The sequence below is a fragment of the Paenibacillus jepli genome (assembly GCF_047238105.1).
Taxonomy (GTDB): Bacteria; Bacillota; Bacilli; order Paenibacillales; family Paenibacillaceae; genus Paenibacillus_D.
Window position 1 is genome coordinate 6,911,598 of record NZ_JBDFMD010000001.1, and the last position, 19,428, is coordinate 6,931,025.

The following is a 19,428-nucleotide window of genomic DNA, read 5'->3' on the forward strand; positions in this document are numbered from 1 at the left end:
GTTTCGTATATAATAAACTGGTCGTGCCATAAAGTACGAGTCCAAAAAGGGAGAGGGGGAAGCGGATGGACAAGCCCTTAACTAATCTAGCGTTAACCTGCGGCAGCCGGCAAGCGTATTCCTGGCTGGGCGTTGTCATGATCCTGCTGCTCTCGATTCCGGTCACCGGCATGCCTGCTTCTGTGGAACGACCCGCTGAAGCTGCGGATCACCCAGCCTTATCAGCACCCGGTGAATCCAGCTATCTGACAGCGCCCAGGTATCTGCAGCCCAAGAAGCTGATCTGGGCAGGCTATGGCTTCATCGTGATCGTCGTCGGAGCCTTGTACTACCGGAGAGTCGCCAACGTGCCTGCGGTACCCGGCAATGCATGGATCGGCATCCGCATGACACTGCTCAAGCTGGCCCCTGTCAAGCATACATCGATTTACGTGAGCCGCTTCTGCGTTCTTCCCTGCTGATATTATCGGTTCATTACCCGCACCCGCAGCGGTGCCCAACCAACAGGAAGAGGAGTTCTCATGTCTATGATTATGAAACGTTTTATAGCCTTTTTATTAACCGTTGCTATTTGTCTCGGTATCGTCGCGGCCACATCGCCGCACATCGTCCAGAATCTCAGACTCGGTCTGGATCTGAAGGGCGGATTTGAGATCCTGTACCAGGCTTCGCCCGTCATGGAGGACGGTACGGTAACCCAGGAAGCGCTGCGGGAGACCGCCCGTTCCCTGCAGACTCGTGCTGACGCTTATGGCGTCGCGGAGCCCGAGATTACGCCTGAAGGCAGCGACCGGATCCGTGCGCGGATCGCCGGCGTAACGAATGAAGAAGAAGTACGCAGCATCATGAGAAAGCCGGCTGAGCTGACCTTCCGGGGTCCGGACGGCACGATCGAGATGCGCGGCGTTGATTTCGTGGAGGGTGCGGCTAGAGTCATCTACAATGATCTGAACCAACCTAACGTTTCGATCGAAGTGAAGGATGCAGAAAAGCTAAGGGATGTAACGACACGGCTGCTTGGCCAGCCGCTGGCTATCTATCTGGATGAGGAGCGGTTGTCGGCGCCCACCATTCAGTCTCTTCTGACGGACGGTAAAGCCACAATTACAGGCACTTATACACTTGAGGAAGCACGTGAGCTCGCCGGTGTCATCAATCTCGGCGCACTGCCGCTCAACTTGACGGAGATCTATACCCAATCCGTCGGCGCGACGCTGGGGCAGCAATCGATGACCCAGATTCTAATGGCAGGCGGGATCGCTTCGATCTTCATCCTGCTGTTCATGCTGTTCGTGTACCGCATCCCTGGCCTGATCGCTTGCATCACGCTGATCGTCTACAGCTGGGGCATCCTGCTGTTGTTCTACTGGATGAATGCGACGATTACGCTGCCGGGGATTGCAGCGTTCGTGCTCGGGATCGGGATGGCCGTTGACGCCAATGTCCTGACAGCAGAGCGGATTAAAGAGGAGATGCGCAGCGGCAAAAGTCTCGCTTCCGCGCTTAAGACAGGCTCCCGATCATCGTTCCGCACGATCCTGGATGCCAATCTGACGTCCATCGTGGCAGCTGCAGTACTCTACTTTATCGGTACGGGTGCGATTCAGGGGTTTGCGCTGACGCTGATCTTGAGCAACATCCTGAGTATGTTCACGAACGTCTCGTTCTCGCGTCTGCTGCTGAACCTGCTGGTGCGCAGCAATATTGTCAAAAACCCGCGCTTGATGGGTGTCAAACAAGAAGATATCCGTTCACTGGCCGAGAGCAAGAAGGGTGAAGATCCTTACTACAAGATCTATGACTTCGTTAAGCACCGCAAGCTGTTCTTCAGCCTCTCGTCTGCGATTACCGTGCTCGGAATCGTGGTCTTGCTGGCAGCCAATTTGAACTACGGCGTCGACTTCAAGGCGGGGACGAGTCTGGATATCAGCCTCCCGCAATCGATCACGCATGACGAAGCGGAGCAGATGTTCGAGGAATCGGGATTCGTGCCATCGTCCTTTACTGTCGGCGGTGCCAACGACAATCGTGTCTCCGCCCGGTTCGAGCAGATCCTCGATTCCGATGCAGGCGAGGTCAATCAGATCATGGAAGTATTTGAGGCACGATATGGGGATGAGGTGTCCCGGGAAGAGAATACTGTCGATCCCGGCATAGCACAAGAACTGGGGATCAAAGCGATCATCGCGGTTCTTATCGCATTTGTGGGCGTAGCCCTTATCATTATTTTGCGTTTTGAATGGCGGTTTGCGATTTCGGCGATTATTGCACTTATCCATGATGCATTTTTCGTCGTTACGATTTTTGCCGTGTTCCGGTTGGAAGTGAACCTCCCGTTTATCGCTGCCGTACTGACGATTATCGGTTACTCGATCAATGATAAAATAGTTATCTTTGACCGGGTTCGGGAGAACTTGCGTTTTGCGAAGCTCAAATCGTATGACGATCTTGTTCGATTAGTCAATGTGAGTATCTCGCAGACGTTGATAAGATCTATTAATACTGGGATTACAGTAATCGTAGCTGCCCTGATTTTGTACCTGTTCGGAGGCGAATCCATTAAACTGTTCTCGCTCGCGATGACTTTGGGCTTGGTATTCGGCATTTACTCCTCCATTTTCGTTGCTTGTCAGTTCTGGCTGTTGCTGAAGAAAAAGTCGCTGGAAAAGCCGGCTTCCGTCGAAGAGACGACAGCACCATAAGATCAGCTTGTATGCCTCCCGTGCTTATGAATATAAGCCGGGAGTTTTTTTTTCAAAATTGGAACTTTCGCATCCTTTGCGCCGTCTAATCTGTAGTGATCAATCATCACCGATGTGAAAAGGTCCAAGCCCATGCAGCGGAGACGCCGCTGGAAGGAGAAACAGATTCTGATGGTGAAGAGAGCCATGCTCGTCCTTACGGCTTTCAGTTTACTGGCGGCGACGCTGATGGTAGTATTCCCGGATTCCGCACTATCGCATAAAGGGTGTATGGCCTGGGTTATGGCCAAGAACAAGGCGTTTGCCCTGACTCATCCCAATGCGCCCCGACTGGCGGCGCTGGATCCTTCCGCGAAGGCTTTCGCCGACCCTGGCGGGGCGGAGAGTGTGCCGGTACTGATGTACCATTACATCGTGCCTGCAGCGCTCAATTTGGAACCCGGCAACAATTCGATGATCAATCTTGAAGCTTTCGAAGCAGGAATGGATTATCTATATGAGCAAGGCTACTATACAGCCACTCTGGAGGAGCTGGAGGCTTATGTAATCGGAGAACGCTCCCTTCCCGAGAAGACAGTAGTACTTACTTTTGACGACGGCTACGAGAACAACATTATTTACGCTTACCCGATCATGAAGAAGTATGGCTTTAAAGGAAGTTTGTTTGTCGTTGGCTCGAATATCGAGGAGCAGACGGGAGAGTTTGACCCAGCGCGCAAAAGCTTTCTCTCGAAGCAGCAGATGGCAGAGACCGTCGATGTCTTCGAGTACCATAGCCATACCTATGATCTGCACTTCAAGCGGGAGCTGCATTGCGGCAACGAGTACGGGGCCGGGATGAATGAAAAGCTATTGCGTCCAGATATCGACAAGATGAGAGAAATAGGCATTGATACACCGTACTTTGCCTATCCTTATGGCGAGTTCCGGCAGCAGATGGTCTACTATTTGCGGCAATCGGGCTATCGCATGGCCTTCACGGTAAGACAAGGCCTCGTCCGTCCGGGAGATAACCCGATGCAGCTGAACCGGCTGACGGTCACCTCATCCTCGTTGCTCTCAGAGCTTCTGGAGCCCTCTGTATCTTGGGTTGAGGGTTAGCTGAACCTGGGGTACAATATTGATAACTCTTCTCAAATGAGAAGCGCCAATAACCGGCAACAGGAGTGAACTTATATTATGCAATGGAACGGAATCGTCGAGGGACAGATCACAGATCCCGAACAGCTGCGTGAGCTGGTCGGAGCCCCGCATGAGGCTGTTGTAAAAAAGAGTATCGCTCAGATCGATGAGCATATCCGTCATTTTCTGTCCAGATCACCTTTATTTTTTGTGTCTACAACAGATAAACTGGGCTGGTGCGATGTCTCGCCGAGGGGCGACGAGCCGGGATTCGTCAAGGTGCTGGACGACCGCAGACTGATCTATCCTGAGCGGCCCGGCAACCGCCGAGTGGACTCCTTGCTCAATCTGCTGGATAATCCTAGACTCGGCATGCTCTTCATTATCCCGGGCATGCAGGAGGTGCTAAGAATCAACGGGCGCGCGGCGATTACGCAGCAGACGGAGCTGATCGCCGCTCAGGGCTTCAGCGGCAAGACGCCTCAGCTCGCTGTCATCGTCGAAGTCGAAGAATGCTTCATTCATTGTCCGCGTGCCCTCAAGACCTCGGGCGTGTGGACATATGAGGAATGGCTCGCCAAAGAGGAACTGCCGTCTGTCTCTGAGATGTTCCAGGCGCATCTGGCGATCAACGGGATGAAGCTGGGATAGCGCTCCCGCTCGCCAGCAAAGCAATAAACCGTCTCTGTTGTCAGAGACGGTTTACGGAACAAGGTATTTTAGTTCAATACGCGGCGTGCAGTGACGTAACGATTGTTCCAATAGCTCGTATTCATGTTGGTGATTACGACACCTTGACTGCTGGATGTATGCAGCATTTTGTTCTGACCGGCATAGACACCGACATGGCTGATGCTTCGACCATTGGTCTTGAAGAATACGAGGTCTCCCATACTGAGATAACCTTTGGCCACCGAAGTGCCTTTCGTAGCTTGAGCAGCGGAAGTACGAGGCAGTGTAACCCCGTTTTTCTTGAACAGATATTGAGTAAACGATGAGCAGTCAAACGCATATGTAGCACCGCTCGGAGCACCGAGTCGATATGGCACGCCCAGGTATTGTTTGCCGCTTTGAATGAGTGCTTCGGATCTAGGTGTGGCTGCATCCACTTGGGAAGCGCCGATCGAAAATGACGTTATCGTGATGGTAGCGCACAAGGCTGTAGCAAGTACACGTTTTACGAATGTAAGCTTACGCATATCTCTTGTTGTCCCTCCGTTTATTGCAGTAATCACTTAACCAGGATTAACTATAGCACACAAAAACCTACTAATTATTCCCACGAAGAGCCCGGAATCACGCCAGACGCGGGAATAGGCAGGTTTATTAGATCGAGATGAGAATATTCTCATAATTGATTCATTTATGATGCAGCCGTTTTGGGAGCGCTGAGACGGCTGTTTACTATGCCCTCCGATTGAACAGGCTGCAGCTTGGTTAATGGCTAGTATACTTTGATTCGTCGAGGAGGTGAACACGATGAACGAGTGGGAGAAGGTACGCGAGGACACACGGCAGGAAGGCACCCGAGACAATCCCGAGCAGTATCCGACAGACAAGGAAAGCCAGTTCGACAAGTTCATCAGTCAGCGCAACGTGGATCCTCTGCCGATGGAGGATCTGACACTGGAGATGGAAGAGGAAAAACGCAAAACCGAAACGAAGCACCAGTCTTCAAGTGCGAATAAATATAAACCGTATGATGTTGAAGAATAAGCCTGGACCGATATAATAGGGACAACTTCCACCCATCTGGCGGAGGCTGTCCTTTTCCTTTTGACCGCTCCTATCGTCTCCGGATCTCATAAAATTCGCATTCTTGCCGGTCGTGATAGGCGATATCGCTGACACTGCTCTGTGTGACAACGAGCGTATCATCGAATCGGACGATGACTGCCCGGTCCTCGATCAGCAAGTCGTCTTTGAATACCCGAACGTTTCTGCCGTTTTCCACGACCTCGGCAAAATCACGTGCAGACGCCAGTCGTCTCATCTGTGACATCAGCATTCACCTGCCTATCTATTGAATGAATAAGCCATATTATATTGTAGCACAGCGCAGGATATAGGAATAGGAGGGCGGGGTATGATATAGTAAAAGAAAAGGCGGTGGGGGGAAGCGAGATGAGCAATCTGCCGGAGCAGCAGCTGCAGGATGAAGGCGCGGCATGTCATACAAACGGGGAGCGCCAAAGTCATCATTCAGAGAAGGTCAAGAGCAGCCTGACCAATCGGCTTAGCAGGATCGAGGGACAGGTGCGCGGGGTAAAGGGTCTCATCGAACGCGATGTTTATTGTGACGATGTCCTTAATCAGATCGCCTCGATCCAGTCCGCGCTCAATGGCGTCAGCAAGCTGCTGCTGGAACATCACCTCAAGAGCTGCGTGATGGAGCGAATCCAGGACGGGGACATGGAAGTTGTACCAGAATTGTTAACGACCATCAACAAACTCATGCGTTAAGTGAAGCCGCGGAAGCGGCTTCTTTGCAGCTAACCCAGACTGAGGCGAGGCTGATATTGACCTGGACAGGCTGTGGTGGTACGATTGATAAAATTTACCTTCCTAGATGAAATACAAATTGAGAGGAATGAAGCGTGCATGGCTAAATATTATACGGAACCGTCCCGAACATTCAGCGAATTTCTGCTGATTCCAAGCCTCACTACGAAAGATTGTACACCGCAGAACGTTCACCTGAAGACGCCGCTAGTCAAGCACAGCCGTGGCGAAGAACCGGCGATCTCACTCAATATCCCGTTCTCCTCGGCAGTCATGCAATCCGTGTCTGATGACAAGATGGCAGTGGCACTGGCACGCTGCGGCGGCGTCTCCTTCATCTTTGGCTCCCAGTCGGTAGAAGATCAAGCTCGTATGGTAAGCAAAGCGAAAAGCTACAAAGCCGGATTTGTCGTCAGCCGTTCCAACCTGACGCCGGAGCACACGCTGCAGGATGTACTGGATCTTAAGGAAGAGACGGGACACTCGACGGTCGCGATCACTGCAGACGGTTCGCCCAAGGGCAAGCTGCTGGGTATCGTGACAAGCCGGGATTATCGTCTAAGCCGTGATGCCTTGGACAAACGAGTTGAAAGCTTCATGACGCCGCTTGCTTCGGTCATCTATGGCCGCTCCGGCCTGACGCTCTCCGAGGCCAACGATCTGATCTGGGAGCATAAGCTGAATTGCCTGCCGATCGTGGATGAAGAGGGCAATCTGGATTATCTGGTCTTCCGCAAGGATTATGACGCCCACAAGGAAAATCCACTTGAACTGCTGGATCATAACAAGAGCTATATCGTAGGAGCCGGCATCAATACGAAAGACTACGAAGAGCGGGTAAGCGCACTGGTCGAAGCCGGGGTCGATGTGTTGGTAATCGATTCATCTGACGGATATAGCGAATGGCAACGAGAGACGATTCAGTACGTCAAAGCGAATTTCAATGTGCCGATCGGCGCTGGCAATGTGGTGGACCGGGAGGGCTTCCTCTATCTGGTAGAGTCGGGAGCAGACTTCGTCAAGGTCGGCATCGGCGGCGGGTCGATCTGTATCACCAGGGAACAGAAAGGGATCGGACGCGGTCAAGCCTCCTCCGTCATCGAGGTTACGGAAGCCAGGGATCAATATTATGAAGAAACGGGGATTTATATACCGATTTGTTCCGACGGCGGGATCGTCCACGACTACCATATTACACTGGCGCTGGCGATGGGAGCGGATTTTGTCATGATGGGGCGCTACTTCGCACGCTTTGACGAGAGCCCTACACGCAAGCTGAAAGTAGGCAACAACTTTGTCAAGGAGTTCTGGGGTGAAGGCTCAAACCGGGCGCGCAATTGGCAGCGGTACGATTCGGGCGGCAAAAAAGGATTAATGTTCGAGGAAGGGGTAGACTCCTACGTTCCTTATGCCGGAAGTCTGCGCGAGAACATGGACCGCACCATCGGCAAGATCAAATCCACGATGTGCAACTGTGGCGTGAAGTCGATCAAGCAGCTGCACCGAGATGCCCGGATCACCCTGGTGTCGGAGACGAGTCTGGTCGAGGGCGGCGCGCATGATGTTATCCTCAAAGAAAACAGCTTGTCTGCCGAATAATTCCCATTTGAACCGTTGATCCAAGCAGAGCGCAGCCGCCTACCCAGGGGCGCTGCGCCTGTTTGTGCTGTACGGTTATGCCGGGGGGACGCTGTAGCGTGGTTCAGGCCCGATTGCTTTTGCGCTTGCGGCAGCGTTACAATAGCAGCATGACTTGAAGGAGGGTGCATATGGAACTCTGGTTTCTTGGAACAGGGGCCGGCAGGCCCGTGAAGGATAGAAATGTGACGTCGATCGCGCTGCGCATGCCAGAGGACCGCGGTACGTTCTGGCTGTTCGACAGCGGCGAGGGCTCGCAGCACCAACTGATGAAAACACCGCTCAAGCTCAGCCGGTTGGAGCATATCTTCATTACTCATATGCACGGGGATCATACTTTTGGATTGCCGGGCATTCTGTGCAGCCGGGCATTTCTTGGCGGCACCGAGCCGCTTAAGCTGTTCGGTCCGAAGGGGTTAAAGGAGTGGGTGGAGCTGACGCTAGGGATGACAGCGTCCCATCTGAGCTATGAGATTGAATATTATGAGGTTACCGAAGGCAAGGTCTTTGAAGATGATTCATTTATCGTCGAGGCTGCACCCATGCAGCATAGGGTGGAATGCTACGGCTATCGGATCGTGGAGAAGCCGCGTTGCGGCCGCTTGAAGGTCGAGCTGCTCCGGGAATGGGGCGTGACGCCTGGACCGGATTACGGCAAGCTCAAGCAAGGCGGCAGCCTGACCCTGCCTGATGGCCGGCTCGTGCGGTCGAAAGACGTCACGGAACCGCCGCTGCCGGGACGGATCATTGCGATCCTGGGTGACACCAGCCCGTGTCCGGCTGTCGGGGTACTGGCGAAGGATGCCGATGTGCTCGTACATGAAGCGACATTCGTAGCAGCGATGACCGATAAAGCTGTGGAATATGGACATTCGACGACACATCAGGCCGCTCAGGCCGCGCGCGACGCCGGAGTCCGGCAGCTGGTCCTGACGCATTTCAGTACCCGTTATAACGATGAGGAAGTACAGTATTGCGCATCTGAGGCGGCGGAGATCCACACGCCTGTGCTCGCACCCAGGGATCTGACGATGCTGCCGGTTCATCGCCGGGAACTGATGGGAGATACGCGCTACAAGGAGGTATAAGCGATGGTCCGTAGAAGAAAGCCCGCCCCGCAGCAAGGCCAATCGGCAGCAGACGGCGCAGCAACGCTTAAGGATCTGCTTCATCCTGAGGTCGCCCGCAAGCTCAAGGAGCAGTCGGAGGCCTGGCAAGCGGAGCAAGCCGAGGCGAAGGCAGCCAAGCGGCGTCAGGCGGAGCAGGAGCGGCTTGACCGCGAGAAACTGCTGGAGCAGGACTTTGAGCATCTGCTGAATAATAGCAAGCAAGATTGGCGCAACTTCAAATAGTTGGACCCGAACAAGCCGGATGGAGACTTCCTTAGTGAAGTACTCATCCGGCTTGTTTGGTATCGCAGAACGTTCGGCGTCATAAATCCGCAACCCGGTCCATATAATGATCCTGTTGAAAAAAACGAAACAGAGGAAAAGGAGACCGGACACCGAACTATGAGCAAAAGCACGCTGAGAAGAAAGGCAGTCGTCGAAGTCGCCGTCACTTACGCTACAGAAGCGGGAAACCCGCGCCAAGCCATGGATCAGGCAGCCATCCTGCTGCACGCTGGCAAGCTAGAGCTGCCCCATCTCCGGTTGTTGCAATCGAGAGGAACCGAATTGATCCTGTCTGTCGAACAGGTCGAAGAGGTGAAGTGGCATAACGCCAGGTTCGATGAATGCACGAACCGTTACCTTGCTTCCGGAAGCATCCGGATGCGGACACAGACGAGTCAGCAGACCGACGACGGAGACGTCTTCCGCTTTCCTTCGGGACTGCTTTCCGAGCTGCCGGTTTGGCTCATTCCGACGACGACCGGAGCCGCATTGGTTCGTGTGGCATCTCTAGGGATAGCCTGGGAGCAGGCATACGCTGTGCATCCCGCTTATGTGTGACCGATCGCGATCCGGACGAGCTGGCGCTGCTCCAGTGCCAGAGCTTGTCCCAGATCCGTTTTTTTTTGGCGGGAGCAGCATGTCTCAGAGATCTGGGAATCTCGATACAAGACCATGAATCGTGGGGAAGCCGTTGATCGGCTAGAGCAAGATCGGTATCCTCTGTGTGCGAAGGTTCGGCGATCGGCAGGCCATCCGGGTGCAGGGCAGCCTCGATGAGCGCCTCCAGCCCCAATTCCGGCATATCTGTGTCTGCAATATTCGGAGGTGATACGGACAGGGTATCGTCTTGCTCCGAGGGTAATGCATCTGACTGCGGTTCATGGGGGGCAAGTACGGCTGCGTTTATCTGCTGCTCAAGCCACTCGATTCGTTTCATCAGCTGTTCCTGGATCTGTTGCTGGTGGATGATCAGGTCATGGAGCATTTTCATAGACAATCTGGGGGGCTTGACCGGTTGTTTGGCGATTTCGGGTTCCATCTTTGCGGCCTCCTTGTAAACCAGATGTAGCAGCTTGGTGCGTGCGAGATACGTTATCGGTGCGCACGGCTTGGCTGCATCAACTCTTAGCATACATTGTAATTGCTGAGGATGCTGTCGAAGACTGCTGTCAAAGCATCTCTATTCCTTGGAATAAGACTGGCTAAATTGTTGTGTTTTTGAGGAGGCCGTGAGATAATGCCACTTTAGGCGTGTATGTCTGATCCAAGTGTGTGTTCAGAAAGCGATTCTTTTGAACAGCCTCTTGTAGACGCACCCGGATGTGGAGGCATAGGAAGTGAAGAAGTACCCATTCGATTACGATCCCGCCCAGTCTTATGTGCAGCAGGCCGGAGACTGGATTGCTGATGTTTTCTACGAGCAGCTGCCGGCCGCCGGCTTTGAAGTGCGGGATGAACAGATCTATATGGCTTTTCAACTGGAACGGGCGTTTGCCGAGAAACGCCCGATCTTCGCGGAGGCAGGTGTGGGCACAGGCAAGACGCTGGTCTATCTGTTGTACGCTATTGCTTATGCGCGATATATGAGACAGCCTGCGATTATCGCATGCGCTGACGAGTCTTTGATCGAACAATTGGTGAAGCCGCAGGGTGATGTGGCCAAGCTCGCACGTCATCTTGACCTGACTGTCGACGCAAGACTCGGCAAATCGCCGGATCAGTATCTATGCCTGGTGAAGCTGGATCAGGCGATCGCGGATGGTGGGGATGATGAGTTGTATGATGACATCCACAGGTCGCTGCCTGAGTTTGTGCGCAAGCCCAAGCCGTTGCAGGCCTTTCATCCCTATGGCGATCGCAGGGATTATTCTCATTTGAATGACGAGCAGTGGTCGAGGGTGAATTGGGACGCCTTCCAGGATTGCTTCGTCTGCGAGCAGCGTCACCGCTGCGGGCAGACGCTGTCGAGAGACCATTATCGTCGGGCGGCTGACTTGATCATATGCTCGCATGACTTCTATATGGAGCATGTCTGGACTTATGAAGGCCGCAAGCGTGAAGGGCAGCTGCCGCTGCTGCCGGAGCACAGCTCGATCGTATTTGACGAGGGGCATCTGTTGGAGGCTGCAGCCCAAAAAGCACTGACCTACAACGTGAAGCATCGCGTATTTACGGCGATCATCACGCGGCTGCTGCAAAATGCGATCCGCGAATCGCTTGCCCTTCTAATCGAGGATGCGATCGAACAGAGCGACTTGCTATTCGATGTGTTCGCCAGCCGGACCACGGCGATCGCCGGCTCCGAGCGGCTGGCGATCCAGGTGGATGCGCTGCTCCTGCGGGAGATCAAGCGCTTCTGCTCGCTGCTCTCGGCCATCGAGGAAGAGCTGGTGTATGAGAGCGGATTGTATACGTTGGCAGATTATCAGCTGCGGATCGTTGAAGAGCATCTGGAGATGCTCCAGACGGCCTTGCGGTTGTTTGAGCGTCCGGAGCCGCCGATCTGCTGGGGGACGGAAAGCTCGGACGGTCTCGCTGTCGCTATCATGCCGAAGGCTGTCAAGGAGGTGCTGCGGGAGCGGGTGTTCGCGGCTCCCAAGCCGATCGTCTTTTCCTCGGCTACGCTGTCGACGGAAGGCTCCTTCGGTTATGTTGCCGACAGCCTCGGCATCGACGACTATCTGTCATTTACTGTTGCTTCCCCATACGACTACCGGGCACAGATGGAAGTTCAGATCCCCAAGTGGAGCGAGGGGGGCAGCTTCAGGGAGAAGCTGCAGGCGGCGGCGGAACGACTGGCTGCGGCAGGAGGCAGGACGCTGCTCCTGTTCTCTTCCCGGGAAGAGATGCTGCACTTCAAGCAGGCCATCGCGGAGGAGGAGGCCTGCCGCGATCTGAAGTTCTATGTAGAAGGAGATCAGGAGATCAGTACCCTCATCGAGCGCTTTCAGGAAGAGGAGACCAGCTGCCTCTGCGCCATCAGTTTATGGGAGGGGCTGGATGTTCCGGGACCGTCCCTGTCGCAGGTGATCATCTGGTCCCTGCCGTTCCCGCCTCAGGATCCCGTCTATATGGCCAAGCGCCAGGATGCATCCGATCCTTTCCATGAGGTCGATCTGCCCTACATGCTGTTGAGACTGCGCCAAGGCTTGGGCAGGTTGATCCGGAGCCGCGAAGACCGGGGAAGCGCGGCGATCTTTGTGGAGATCCAGTATGAGCTTTCCGCTGTTCAGCAGCGGATTGCCTCGGTCCTGCCGATGGGCAAGCCAAGTTGATAGGTGTATTTTGATAAGAGCCGCGCGGAGCGCGGCTTTTTTGTGTGTCTCACAATGTGAGAGAAATTTAAGCGGGATGAGAAATTACTAATCGCCGTGCCTCCGCAAATTCCGATAAGATGTGCGAAGAGTCTGTGAGACGTTGTTCAAAACGTCCGCTTTTGAATAAGCACTGTATATTGGAGGGGTGAGAGCCATGGAAAAAAGACGCTGCCTGTTCTGCGACGAGGTCGCTTCAGTAGAAACAAAAGGGGCGTACGAACGTTTTCTGGGCTGCTACTGCGCACCAGAGGGTTACTATAATTTGCATGCCGACAGCTATGACGGGCTGAATCGGATGTCATATCAGGACAAGCGACGCTTATTCCCTTTGGTCTCCGGTTATATCCGCGAATTGACTGACTGTGAGGAAGCGGTGTCGTTGAATGAAAAAGAGGTGCGGGCGATCGAGAATTCTCCCAAGGTCCCTGTCACGATCGAGGAAAAAGGCGGCCGTCTGTTGCAATATCTGTACAGGCATGCCCGCGGTCCCGGGGAGCCTGTAGTAATCCACAAACTCTCAGGCAGCTACAATCTGACGTATTCCAACAATCTGCAGGAGCTAGTCTACTTGATCGAGAAGCTGAAGGAGCAAGGCGCCCTGACGCGCGAAGGCCATTCTTTCAGTCTAACTGAGCAAGGCTGGCGTGAAGCGTCGGAGCTCGCCGGCGGGCGCAAACTGAAGCCTTGCAGCGTCGTCCTGCCTGATGACGAGGCGCTGCACGAGGAGTGGGCGCAGCACATCCTGCCGAAGCTGGAGCAGAGCGGCTACTTGCCCGACCTGTTCAACAGTCGTACCCAAGAGAAGACGGATCATTCGATTGCTCGTGTAGCAGACAGCAAGCTGGTGATTGCCGATATCAGCATATCCTCGGCAGAAGTGTTCTACGCGGGCGGATACGCAGCGGGGCTGGATATCCCCGTGGTGTGGACGATCCACCGCAGCGTGCTCGAAGCGATGCCGGTGCACAGCCGCTCGATCCGACCGTTAATCTGGGATACCTCGGAGGAGCTGGGCCAGATGCTGCAGCAGCGGCTTGCCGCGGCCGGTGAGGAAGCCAATCCCGCAACGATGCAGAGCCTGACTACTTGATTGACTTAGCACATGCGTGCCGATATCCATGCCCTGGCAAGCCCGGCTATGACAGCCGGGCTTGTTGCTGTGCGGAGCCTTTATTGAAATATAAGGGCGTTACGGAAATGAAGGTTGACAAAATGGGACTACAAATGTAGTATGTGAATATCGTATTGACTACATATGTAATCAGTGAGGTGAGCTTATGTCTGATACCCCGCGCATCTCGGAAGCCGAGTGGGAAGTGATGAAGGTGTTGTGGACGCATGCGCCCGCTACGGCCAAGGAAGTGATCGATCGGCTCGAGGATCAAACCGCGTGGAGTCCGAAGACGATTCGGACGCTGCTCAGCCGTCTTGTACAGAAGGAGGTTCTCACATACCGCCAAGAGGGCAAGACCTATCTGTACAGTCCGCTGCTCAGCGAGGAGCAGTGTCGGCGAGCCGAGGGGAAGTCGTTTCTGCGTAAGGTGTATGGCGGTGCGCTGGCGCCGATGCTGACTCATTTTCTGGCTGAGCAAAAGCTGTCCCGACAAGAGATCGACGAGCTCAAATCGCTGCTGGATGAGAAACGGGAGGACCAAAGATGAGGCTGCTTGGCGATTGGTTTGCCTCTGTTCCACCTTGGAGTATCCGATGGTTATCCTTTTTGGCAGAACATAGCGGCGTTTGGTTACAGAGGCTCCTGACGGCTTCCGTCTCTGCTTCGGCCGTGATCGGCCTGATTCTCTTGATCCGTCTGCTGCTGCGGGGCAAACTTCCGATCGGCTGGCAATACGCCCTCTGGGGCGTGCTGCTCATCAGGCTGCTGATTCCATGGAGTCCGGAAAGTACATTCAGTTTACAACGACTGGTCCCTGCCCAGCTGATGCAGCTGGTTCCTGCCGAGGGCACGGCACAAGAGCGACTGCTCGCTGACAACGGTAATCTTGCCGTGGATCAACTGCCCGCTGTTATTCCGGACAATGGGTATGGCGGTGAGGATGCTGCAGCTGTCGTTCCCCCGGCTGAGTCTGAATCTGCTGTGAACAGCACGCCACCGGTGGATGGGGCGGCGTCGGCAGGCACAGCCGGCGGTTTCTCCGACACGGCATCACGCTTCGCCCCGGGTGTATCCTTCTGGGCGCTATGGATCTGGCTAGCGGGCGCTGCGCTCGTGGTGTGCCGGCTGATCATCCATCTCACCCAGTCTCGCAGACTCGTAAGGCGCAGCGTCGTGGTGCTGGACGAGGAACTGCCACAGCTCCTGGAAGCGTCGGGCAGGCGCCTTGGCTTGCGCCGGCTCCCGCGGCTGAGGGTGTCGGAAGAGCTGAATTCGCCCGTACTTGTCGGTGTATTCCGTCCTGTACTGATCCTGCCATCACCTACTCTTCTGCAGTTGGAAAGGGAGGAGTGGCACTGTATCTTCCTGCATGAGCTGGTCCACTGCAAACGCCGCGATCCGGCAATCAATTGGCTGATGGCGCTGGCAGCGGCTGTCCACTGGTTTAATCCCTTCGTCTGGTATGCTGTACGCGGGATGAGAGACGACCAGGAGCTGTCTTGCGACGACCAGGCGCTGCGCAGCCTCGATACTCCATCGGTACATGTGTATGGCCATACGATGATTCGGCTGCTGGAGCAGGCGCAACGCCGTTCGGCTCCTTCGATTACTGCCTTTTCGGACGGCTACAAGACGCTGCGGCGCAGGATCGAAGGCGTCCGGACCTTCCGCCCGGCCCCGTATCGTAATACAGCAGCGGGGGCCGTCCTGCTGCTCGTCGTGGCGCTGGTGTCGCTGACGAGCTCGACTGGCGGTACAGCGGGCGAGGAGAGCCAGCCCCTGCCCGAGATGGCGGAGCTGGGGCAGATCCGACTGGAGACGAATGAGCTGTACCCGGATACGCTTCATCTGCCTTTGATCGGGATCCGACCAGATGGGCCGGATGGATCCGCACTCCCGGCCAGCCTCGTGCCGGAGGCAGGCCTGCCGCCGATCATCCTGTCTGAGCTTCCGGAGAAGCATACGGCGTCATGGGCCGGCTTCTGGACGGGGACGGGATTCTATGATCAAGGGATCCTGCTGCTCGCTCCCCGCCACTGGCAGGCCGAGCAAGCCGATTTGGCAGCGGATGGCTCGATCACTGTCGTGCTCGTCGATCCCGAGGATCCATTGCAGAGGCTAACCTATTACGACACCGGTACGTGCGTTAGCTGTGTCCTGCCGCTGCTGGCTGCCTATTATCCGGATCTGGTTAGCGCGGAAGATGCCGCCGGCATCGTCATCCCGGATCTCCCATGGATCAGCCGGGAAGCGGAATCCGAGTGGGTCAGGTACCGGCTGGCCGGCACCCAGGGCGGATATCTGGCTGCGGGGGTAGGCTATCGCGTTACGGATTACAGGGATGGCGGGGAGTCCAAAATCCGCTTCCGCCAATTGACCTTCGAAGGCCCGACGGGAGACGAGGAACTGGCGAGAGAGATGCTGGCATACTTTGAAGCGCGTCAACTGATCGGCGAGTTTCTCTATATGCCGGACACCGAGCCTGTCGCCGTCACGGGGGACGGTGATGTCAAATTATATGGTTTGGAGAAGCGGGACGGCATGCATCTCGGATATCATTTGGAGCTGGAGGGCAGAGGAGCTGTCTTCGATTGGAAGGGGATGATTGACGTGACGGGCGAGCCCCAGATGGTTGCGGAGGATATCAACGGCGACGGCCGGGCGGAGATTGTCGTCGCCACCACACTCGGCAGAGGAACTGGCGTTTCGATCCAAGAAGTGCATGTGGTAAACCCCGTCACGCTGGAGGAAGTCGCGGTGGAAGACCCCGTTGCAGCGATGGAGGGGGCGATGGACAGCCGGATCGAAGTCGAAGACGACCGTACTTATGTCTATTGGTCTCTGCCAGGCGAGGACGGGACGTTGGAGATCGATTACGAGGTTGGCTATCCGAACGAGGAGATGCTGTTCGGCAGCCATGTATCCTTTGGTGTGAAGAATGGCCGGTTGACGGCCTCGGTAGTCGGCAGCATCGCCATCAATGAATTTACCGGCAACTTCGTGCTGGATTATCGCTACGATGGTGAAGGGTACGTGGTAGACCGGATCAGTTATGATCCTCAAATCTAGTTACAGTTTCCAAGCTTTGCGCCAGAGTGGATAAAGCCACCTGACTCCCTGGGGTGTTAGCGTGTCTGCGAGCAGATGCGATGCGTAAGCCGCGATGGCTACCCACATGATGCCCGGGAGTTGAAGCTCCCGCTCGAGCTCCCAGGCGATATAACCCCAGCCTGCCATCGCCCATACGGTATGTGTAAGCCCCCTGTGTTTCAGCCAGGGGGCTATGACGACGAATAAGCCCAATCCGGCAAGCCAGTTCACCCCGCCGTCTACGCCGGTGTAGAGCAGACAGGCGCCGATCCCGCTGACCAGGGCGTTGCGGATCACGCCTTGTCTGGCGATGAGTCCAAGCAGGATCAGGGCAACTGCGGCTGTGACAAGCTCCGGGTAGACCAGACGGTTGCTGGCATAAGCGGCCAGGGCAACGATCAGGCTAGCCGTCCCTGCCCAGACAACAAGCCCTCTGATGAATCTGGACGCTGCGGTCAGCTTGCGAGTGAGCATGCTGGGCGCATCAAGATCCGGACTGAGCGAGGAGAAAGCGGCGACGGACAACAACCACGCTGCTTGTCCAGGCTCATAAGCGCCCTGGTATACAATGCCCGCCAAACCAACGGCGGTACCTATCGCGAGATGCGTGCTGCCCTTCATTCTGCTTCATCTGCTCCTTTGGACGCAGCTGAGCGCAGACTGTCGATCAGAGCAGTGCAGTGCTCGGACAATCGGTCATTGCCGAACAGTCCCAATACCGAAAAGAGCAGGTCGTCGGATATATCATCTCCCTGGGCAGGTGCGACGGTCTGTTGCACGGCGGCTGCGAGGGCAGCATTGTCGCCTTGCTCAGGGTAGGCATCACGGTATACTTGCAGCGGGTCGAGGCCGCGGTTGACGCACCACTGGGCGAAGATGACGATCATCATCTGCTCGTCGTCCTGGTAACGCTCGATCATTTGTTGTTCCCATTCTTTTTGATTCATGAACGATTCTCCTTTATATTACTTATAGGATCATAGCATCAAATGGTGCGGCTCGCCAGAGGCGATGCAAGAGGAAGGATGAGATAACGATGGAGATTACAGGTCATGTAGTGGAACAAGTCAAGGATCCCTTTGGCATACTGGAAGGGGAGAGGTACGAGGTGATGCTTGCAGTCGAGGTTCCCGAGGACGACGAGCTGCATCAGGAAGCAGGCCTCAAGATCAGAGTCATCTATCGCGTATCGGAAGGCAGCTCCGGCATTGTCCAGTATGAGCTGCTCGAGGCAGCCAGCGAGAAGTATATCAACTTTGAGTTGGAAGCCGAAGAGCTTGCCCTTGTGGCTGCCTATTGCGACGAACACTGCAGAACGGTGTAAGGACTGACGGTTTTTTTTGCGAATTCTTGATTAAAGGCATAGGAATATATTGAATTTAGCGTTATAATCTTATTTGGATTAATAGAGCTGGCCGGATGCACATGTGCAGAAGCAGGCCAAATACGATAGGATAAGGAGCTTTTCTACATGGAAAAAACACTCATATTCGGACACAAAAATCCCGATACCGACACGATCACCTCGGCGCTCGTATACGCCGACTTGAAAACCAAGCTGGGCTTCACTGTCGAAGCGGTACGTCTGGGAGAAGTAAACGGCGAGACTCGCTATGCCCTCGACAAGTTCCAGGCCGAAGCCCCGCGTCTGATCGAATCTGCGGCTGGCGAGACAGGTACCGTCATCCTGGTCGACCATAATGAACGGCAGCAGAGCGTCAGCGACATCGAGAGCGTGCGTGTGCTCGAGGTCATCGACCATCACCGGATCGCCAACTTTGAGACTAGTCATCCGCTCTATTACCGGGCTGAGCCGGTCGGCTGCACCGCGACGATCCTTAACAAGATGTACAAAGAAAACGGCATCGCGATCGAGCCGAATATCGCCGGTCTGATGCTCTCGGCGATCATCTCCGATTCCCTGTTGTTCAAATCGCCTACCTGCACGGATCAAGATATCGCGGCTGCCCGCGAACTGGCAGAGATCGCCGGAGTAGATAGCGGTGCCTATGGCCTGGAGATGCTGAAAGCCGGGGCTGACCTCAGCGACAAGACGATCGAACAACTCATCACTCTTGATGCCAAAGAATTCACGATGGGCAGTGCCAAAGTCGAGATCGCTCAAGTCAATGCAGTGGACGTGAACGATGTGCTCTCCCGTCAGGCTGAGCTTGAGGATGCCCTGAGCGGCGTCATCAGTCAAAAGGGTTTGGACCTGTTCGTCCTTGTGGTCACGGATATTCTCAATAACGACTCGGTGGCGCTGGCGCTTGGCCGCGCCGCGCAAGCGGTAGAGCAGGCATACAATGTCAAGCTGGAGAACAACAAAGCGGTTCTCAAAGGGGTAGTATCCCGCAAATCGCAGATCGTTCCTGTACTTACGGAAACGCTCGCCAAAGCGTAAGGTACGCAACGGACCAAATTCTACCATGGGGCTTCTCATAGGTGGACTTTCGCAAACAGCAGGCCAGATCTGCCCGGGGGCTGATCTGGCCTGTATGCTGCCCTGAAGTTTGAGCTGGCTCCGGCAAAGGTAATACTAGGTAGAT

General features: G+C 55.0%; 20 protein-coding genes. 16 read left to right on the forward strand and 4 right to left on the reverse strand.

Annotated features, from left to right (window positions below):
- The first annotated feature begins 65 nt into the window (after window positions 1-65).
- The 4 genes from ABC336_RS29605 (at window position 66) to ABC336_RS29620 (ending at window position 4,475) form a co-directional block, all read left to right on the forward strand.
- Complete coding sequence (locus ABC336_RS29605) at window positions 66-461, forward strand: hypothetical protein (protein ID WP_413242084.1); 396 nt, start codon at window positions 66-68, stop codon at window positions 459-461.
- A 66-nt stretch (window positions 462-527) separates the two neighbouring features.
- Entirely contained in the window at window positions 528-2,702 is a 2,175-nt protein-coding gene (gene secD / locus ABC336_RS29610) for a protein translocase subunit SecD (RefSeq protein WP_413242085.1), read from the forward strand.
- A 171-nt stretch (window positions 2,703-2,873) separates the two neighbouring features.
- The gene (locus ABC336_RS29615; protein ID WP_413242086.1) at window positions 2,874-3,803 is read left to right on the forward strand and encodes a polysaccharide deacetylase family protein; all 930 of its coding nucleotides are present in this window, start codon (window positions 2,874-2,876) and stop codon (window positions 3,801-3,803) included.
- 78 nt (window positions 3,804-3,881) lie between these two features.
- Complete coding sequence (locus tag ABC336_RS29620; RefSeq protein ID WP_413242087.1) at window positions 3,882-4,475, forward strand: pyridoxamine 5'-phosphate oxidase family protein; 594 nt, start codon at window positions 3,882-3,884, stop codon at window positions 4,473-4,475.
- Window positions 4,476-4,543: 68 nt separating this feature from the next.
- Here the strand turns inward: ABC336_RS29620 and ABC336_RS29625 are convergent, their stop codons facing one another.
- Window positions 4,544-5,023 (reverse strand): C40 family peptidase, encoded by a 480-nt coding sequence (locus tag ABC336_RS29625; protein WP_413242088.1) that lies wholly within the window; start codon window positions 5,021-5,023, stop codon window positions 4,544-4,546.
- Window positions 5,024-5,303: 280 nt separating this feature from the next.
- On the opposite strand from ABC336_RS29625, the gene ABC336_RS29630 reads away from it, so the two are divergent.
- The gene (locus tag ABC336_RS29630) at window positions 5,304-5,540 is read left to right on the forward strand and encodes a hypothetical protein (protein WP_413242089.1); all 237 of its coding nucleotides are present in this window, start codon (window positions 5,304-5,306) and stop codon (window positions 5,538-5,540) included.
- Window positions 5,541-5,610: 70 nt separating this feature from the next.
- Here the strand turns inward: ABC336_RS29630 and ABC336_RS29635 are convergent, their stop codons facing one another.
- Window positions 5,611-5,826, reverse strand: coding sequence for a hypothetical protein (locus ABC336_RS29635; RefSeq protein WP_413242090.1), 216 nt, complete (start codon window positions 5,824-5,826; stop codon window positions 5,611-5,613).
- A 122-nt stretch (window positions 5,827-5,948) separates the two neighbouring features.
- Between ABC336_RS29635 and ABC336_RS29640 the strand changes: the two genes are divergently transcribed.
- The 9 genes from ABC336_RS29640 to ABC336_RS29680 all read left to right on the forward strand — a co-directional run bounded on the left by ABC336_RS29640 (window position 5,949) and on the right by ABC336_RS29680 (window position 16,858).
- The gene (locus ABC336_RS29640) at window positions 5,949-6,287 is read left to right on the forward strand and encodes a metal-sensitive transcriptional regulator (RefSeq protein ID WP_413242091.1); all 339 of its coding nucleotides are present in this window, start codon (window positions 5,949-5,951) and stop codon (window positions 6,285-6,287) included.
- Window positions 6,288-6,425: 138 nt separating this feature from the next.
- The gene (locus ABC336_RS29645) at window positions 6,426-7,925 is read left to right on the forward strand and encodes an IMP dehydrogenase (protein ID WP_413242092.1); all 1,500 of its coding nucleotides are present in this window, start codon (window positions 6,426-6,428) and stop codon (window positions 7,923-7,925) included.
- Window positions 7,926-8,095: 170 nt separating this feature from the next.
- Complete coding sequence (gene rnz, locus ABC336_RS29650; protein ID WP_413242093.1) at window positions 8,096-9,052, forward strand: ribonuclease Z; 957 nt, start codon at window positions 8,096-8,098, stop codon at window positions 9,050-9,052.
- 3 nt (window positions 9,053-9,055) lie between these two features.
- Complete coding sequence (locus ABC336_RS29655; RefSeq protein WP_413242094.1) at window positions 9,056-9,316, forward strand: YqkE family protein; 261 nt, start codon at window positions 9,056-9,058, stop codon at window positions 9,314-9,316.
- Window positions 9,317-9,475: 159 nt separating this feature from the next.
- Window positions 9,476-9,916 carry a hypothetical protein gene (locus ABC336_RS29660; RefSeq protein ID WP_413242095.1) on the forward strand — a complete coding sequence of 147 codons (441 nt, stop codon included), beginning with the start codon at window positions 9,476-9,478 and terminating at the stop codon, window positions 9,914-9,916.
- 779 nt (window positions 9,917-10,695) lie between these two features.
- Window positions 10,696-12,633, forward strand: a complete 1,938-nt coding sequence (locus tag ABC336_RS29665) for an ATP-dependent DNA helicase (RefSeq protein ID WP_413242096.1) — start codon at window positions 10,696-10,698, stop codon at window positions 12,631-12,633.
- Between the two features lie 196 nt (window positions 12,634-12,829).
- The gene (locus ABC336_RS29670; protein WP_413242097.1) at window positions 12,830-13,765 is read left to right on the forward strand and encodes a hypothetical protein; all 936 of its coding nucleotides are present in this window, start codon (window positions 12,830-12,832) and stop codon (window positions 13,763-13,765) included.
- A 187-nt stretch (window positions 13,766-13,952) separates the two neighbouring features.
- Window positions 13,953-14,336, forward strand: coding sequence for a BlaI/MecI/CopY family transcriptional regulator (locus ABC336_RS29675; protein WP_413242098.1), 384 nt, complete (start codon window positions 13,953-13,955; stop codon window positions 14,334-14,336).
- On the forward strand, window positions 14,333-16,858 hold the full coding sequence (locus ABC336_RS29680) for a DUF4850 domain-containing protein (RefSeq protein ID WP_413242099.1): 2,526 nt from the start codon (window positions 14,333-14,335) through the stop codon (window positions 16,856-16,858). The genes ABC336_RS29675 and ABC336_RS29680 overlap by 4 nt, the downstream gene beginning before the upstream one ends.
- Here the strand turns inward: ABC336_RS29680 and ABC336_RS29685 are convergent, their stop codons facing one another.
- Window positions 16,859-17,500 carry a metal-dependent hydrolase gene (locus ABC336_RS29685; protein WP_413242100.1) on the reverse strand — a complete coding sequence of 214 codons (642 nt, stop codon included), beginning with the start codon at window positions 17,498-17,500 and terminating at the stop codon, window positions 16,859-16,861.
- A complete protein-coding gene (locus tag ABC336_RS29690; RefSeq protein WP_413242101.1) occupies window positions 17,497-17,826 on the reverse strand; it encodes a hypothetical protein in 330 nt (109 codons plus the stop codon). Before ABC336_RS29690 ends, ABC336_RS29685 begins: the two co-directional genes overlap by 4 nt.
- An 89-nt stretch (window positions 17,827-17,915) precedes the next feature.
- Between ABC336_RS29690 and ABC336_RS29695 the strand changes: the two genes are divergently transcribed.
- Window positions 17,916-18,203 carry a DUF6509 family protein gene (locus ABC336_RS29695; RefSeq protein ID WP_413242102.1) on the forward strand — a complete coding sequence of 96 codons (288 nt, stop codon included), beginning with the start codon at window positions 17,916-17,918 and terminating at the stop codon, window positions 18,201-18,203.
- Between the two features lie 147 nt (window positions 18,204-18,350).
- Complete coding sequence (locus ABC336_RS29700; RefSeq protein ID WP_413242103.1) at window positions 18,351-19,283, forward strand: manganese-dependent inorganic pyrophosphatase; 933 nt, start codon at window positions 18,351-18,353, stop codon at window positions 19,281-19,283.
- Window positions 19,284-19,428: the final 145 nt, after the last annotated feature.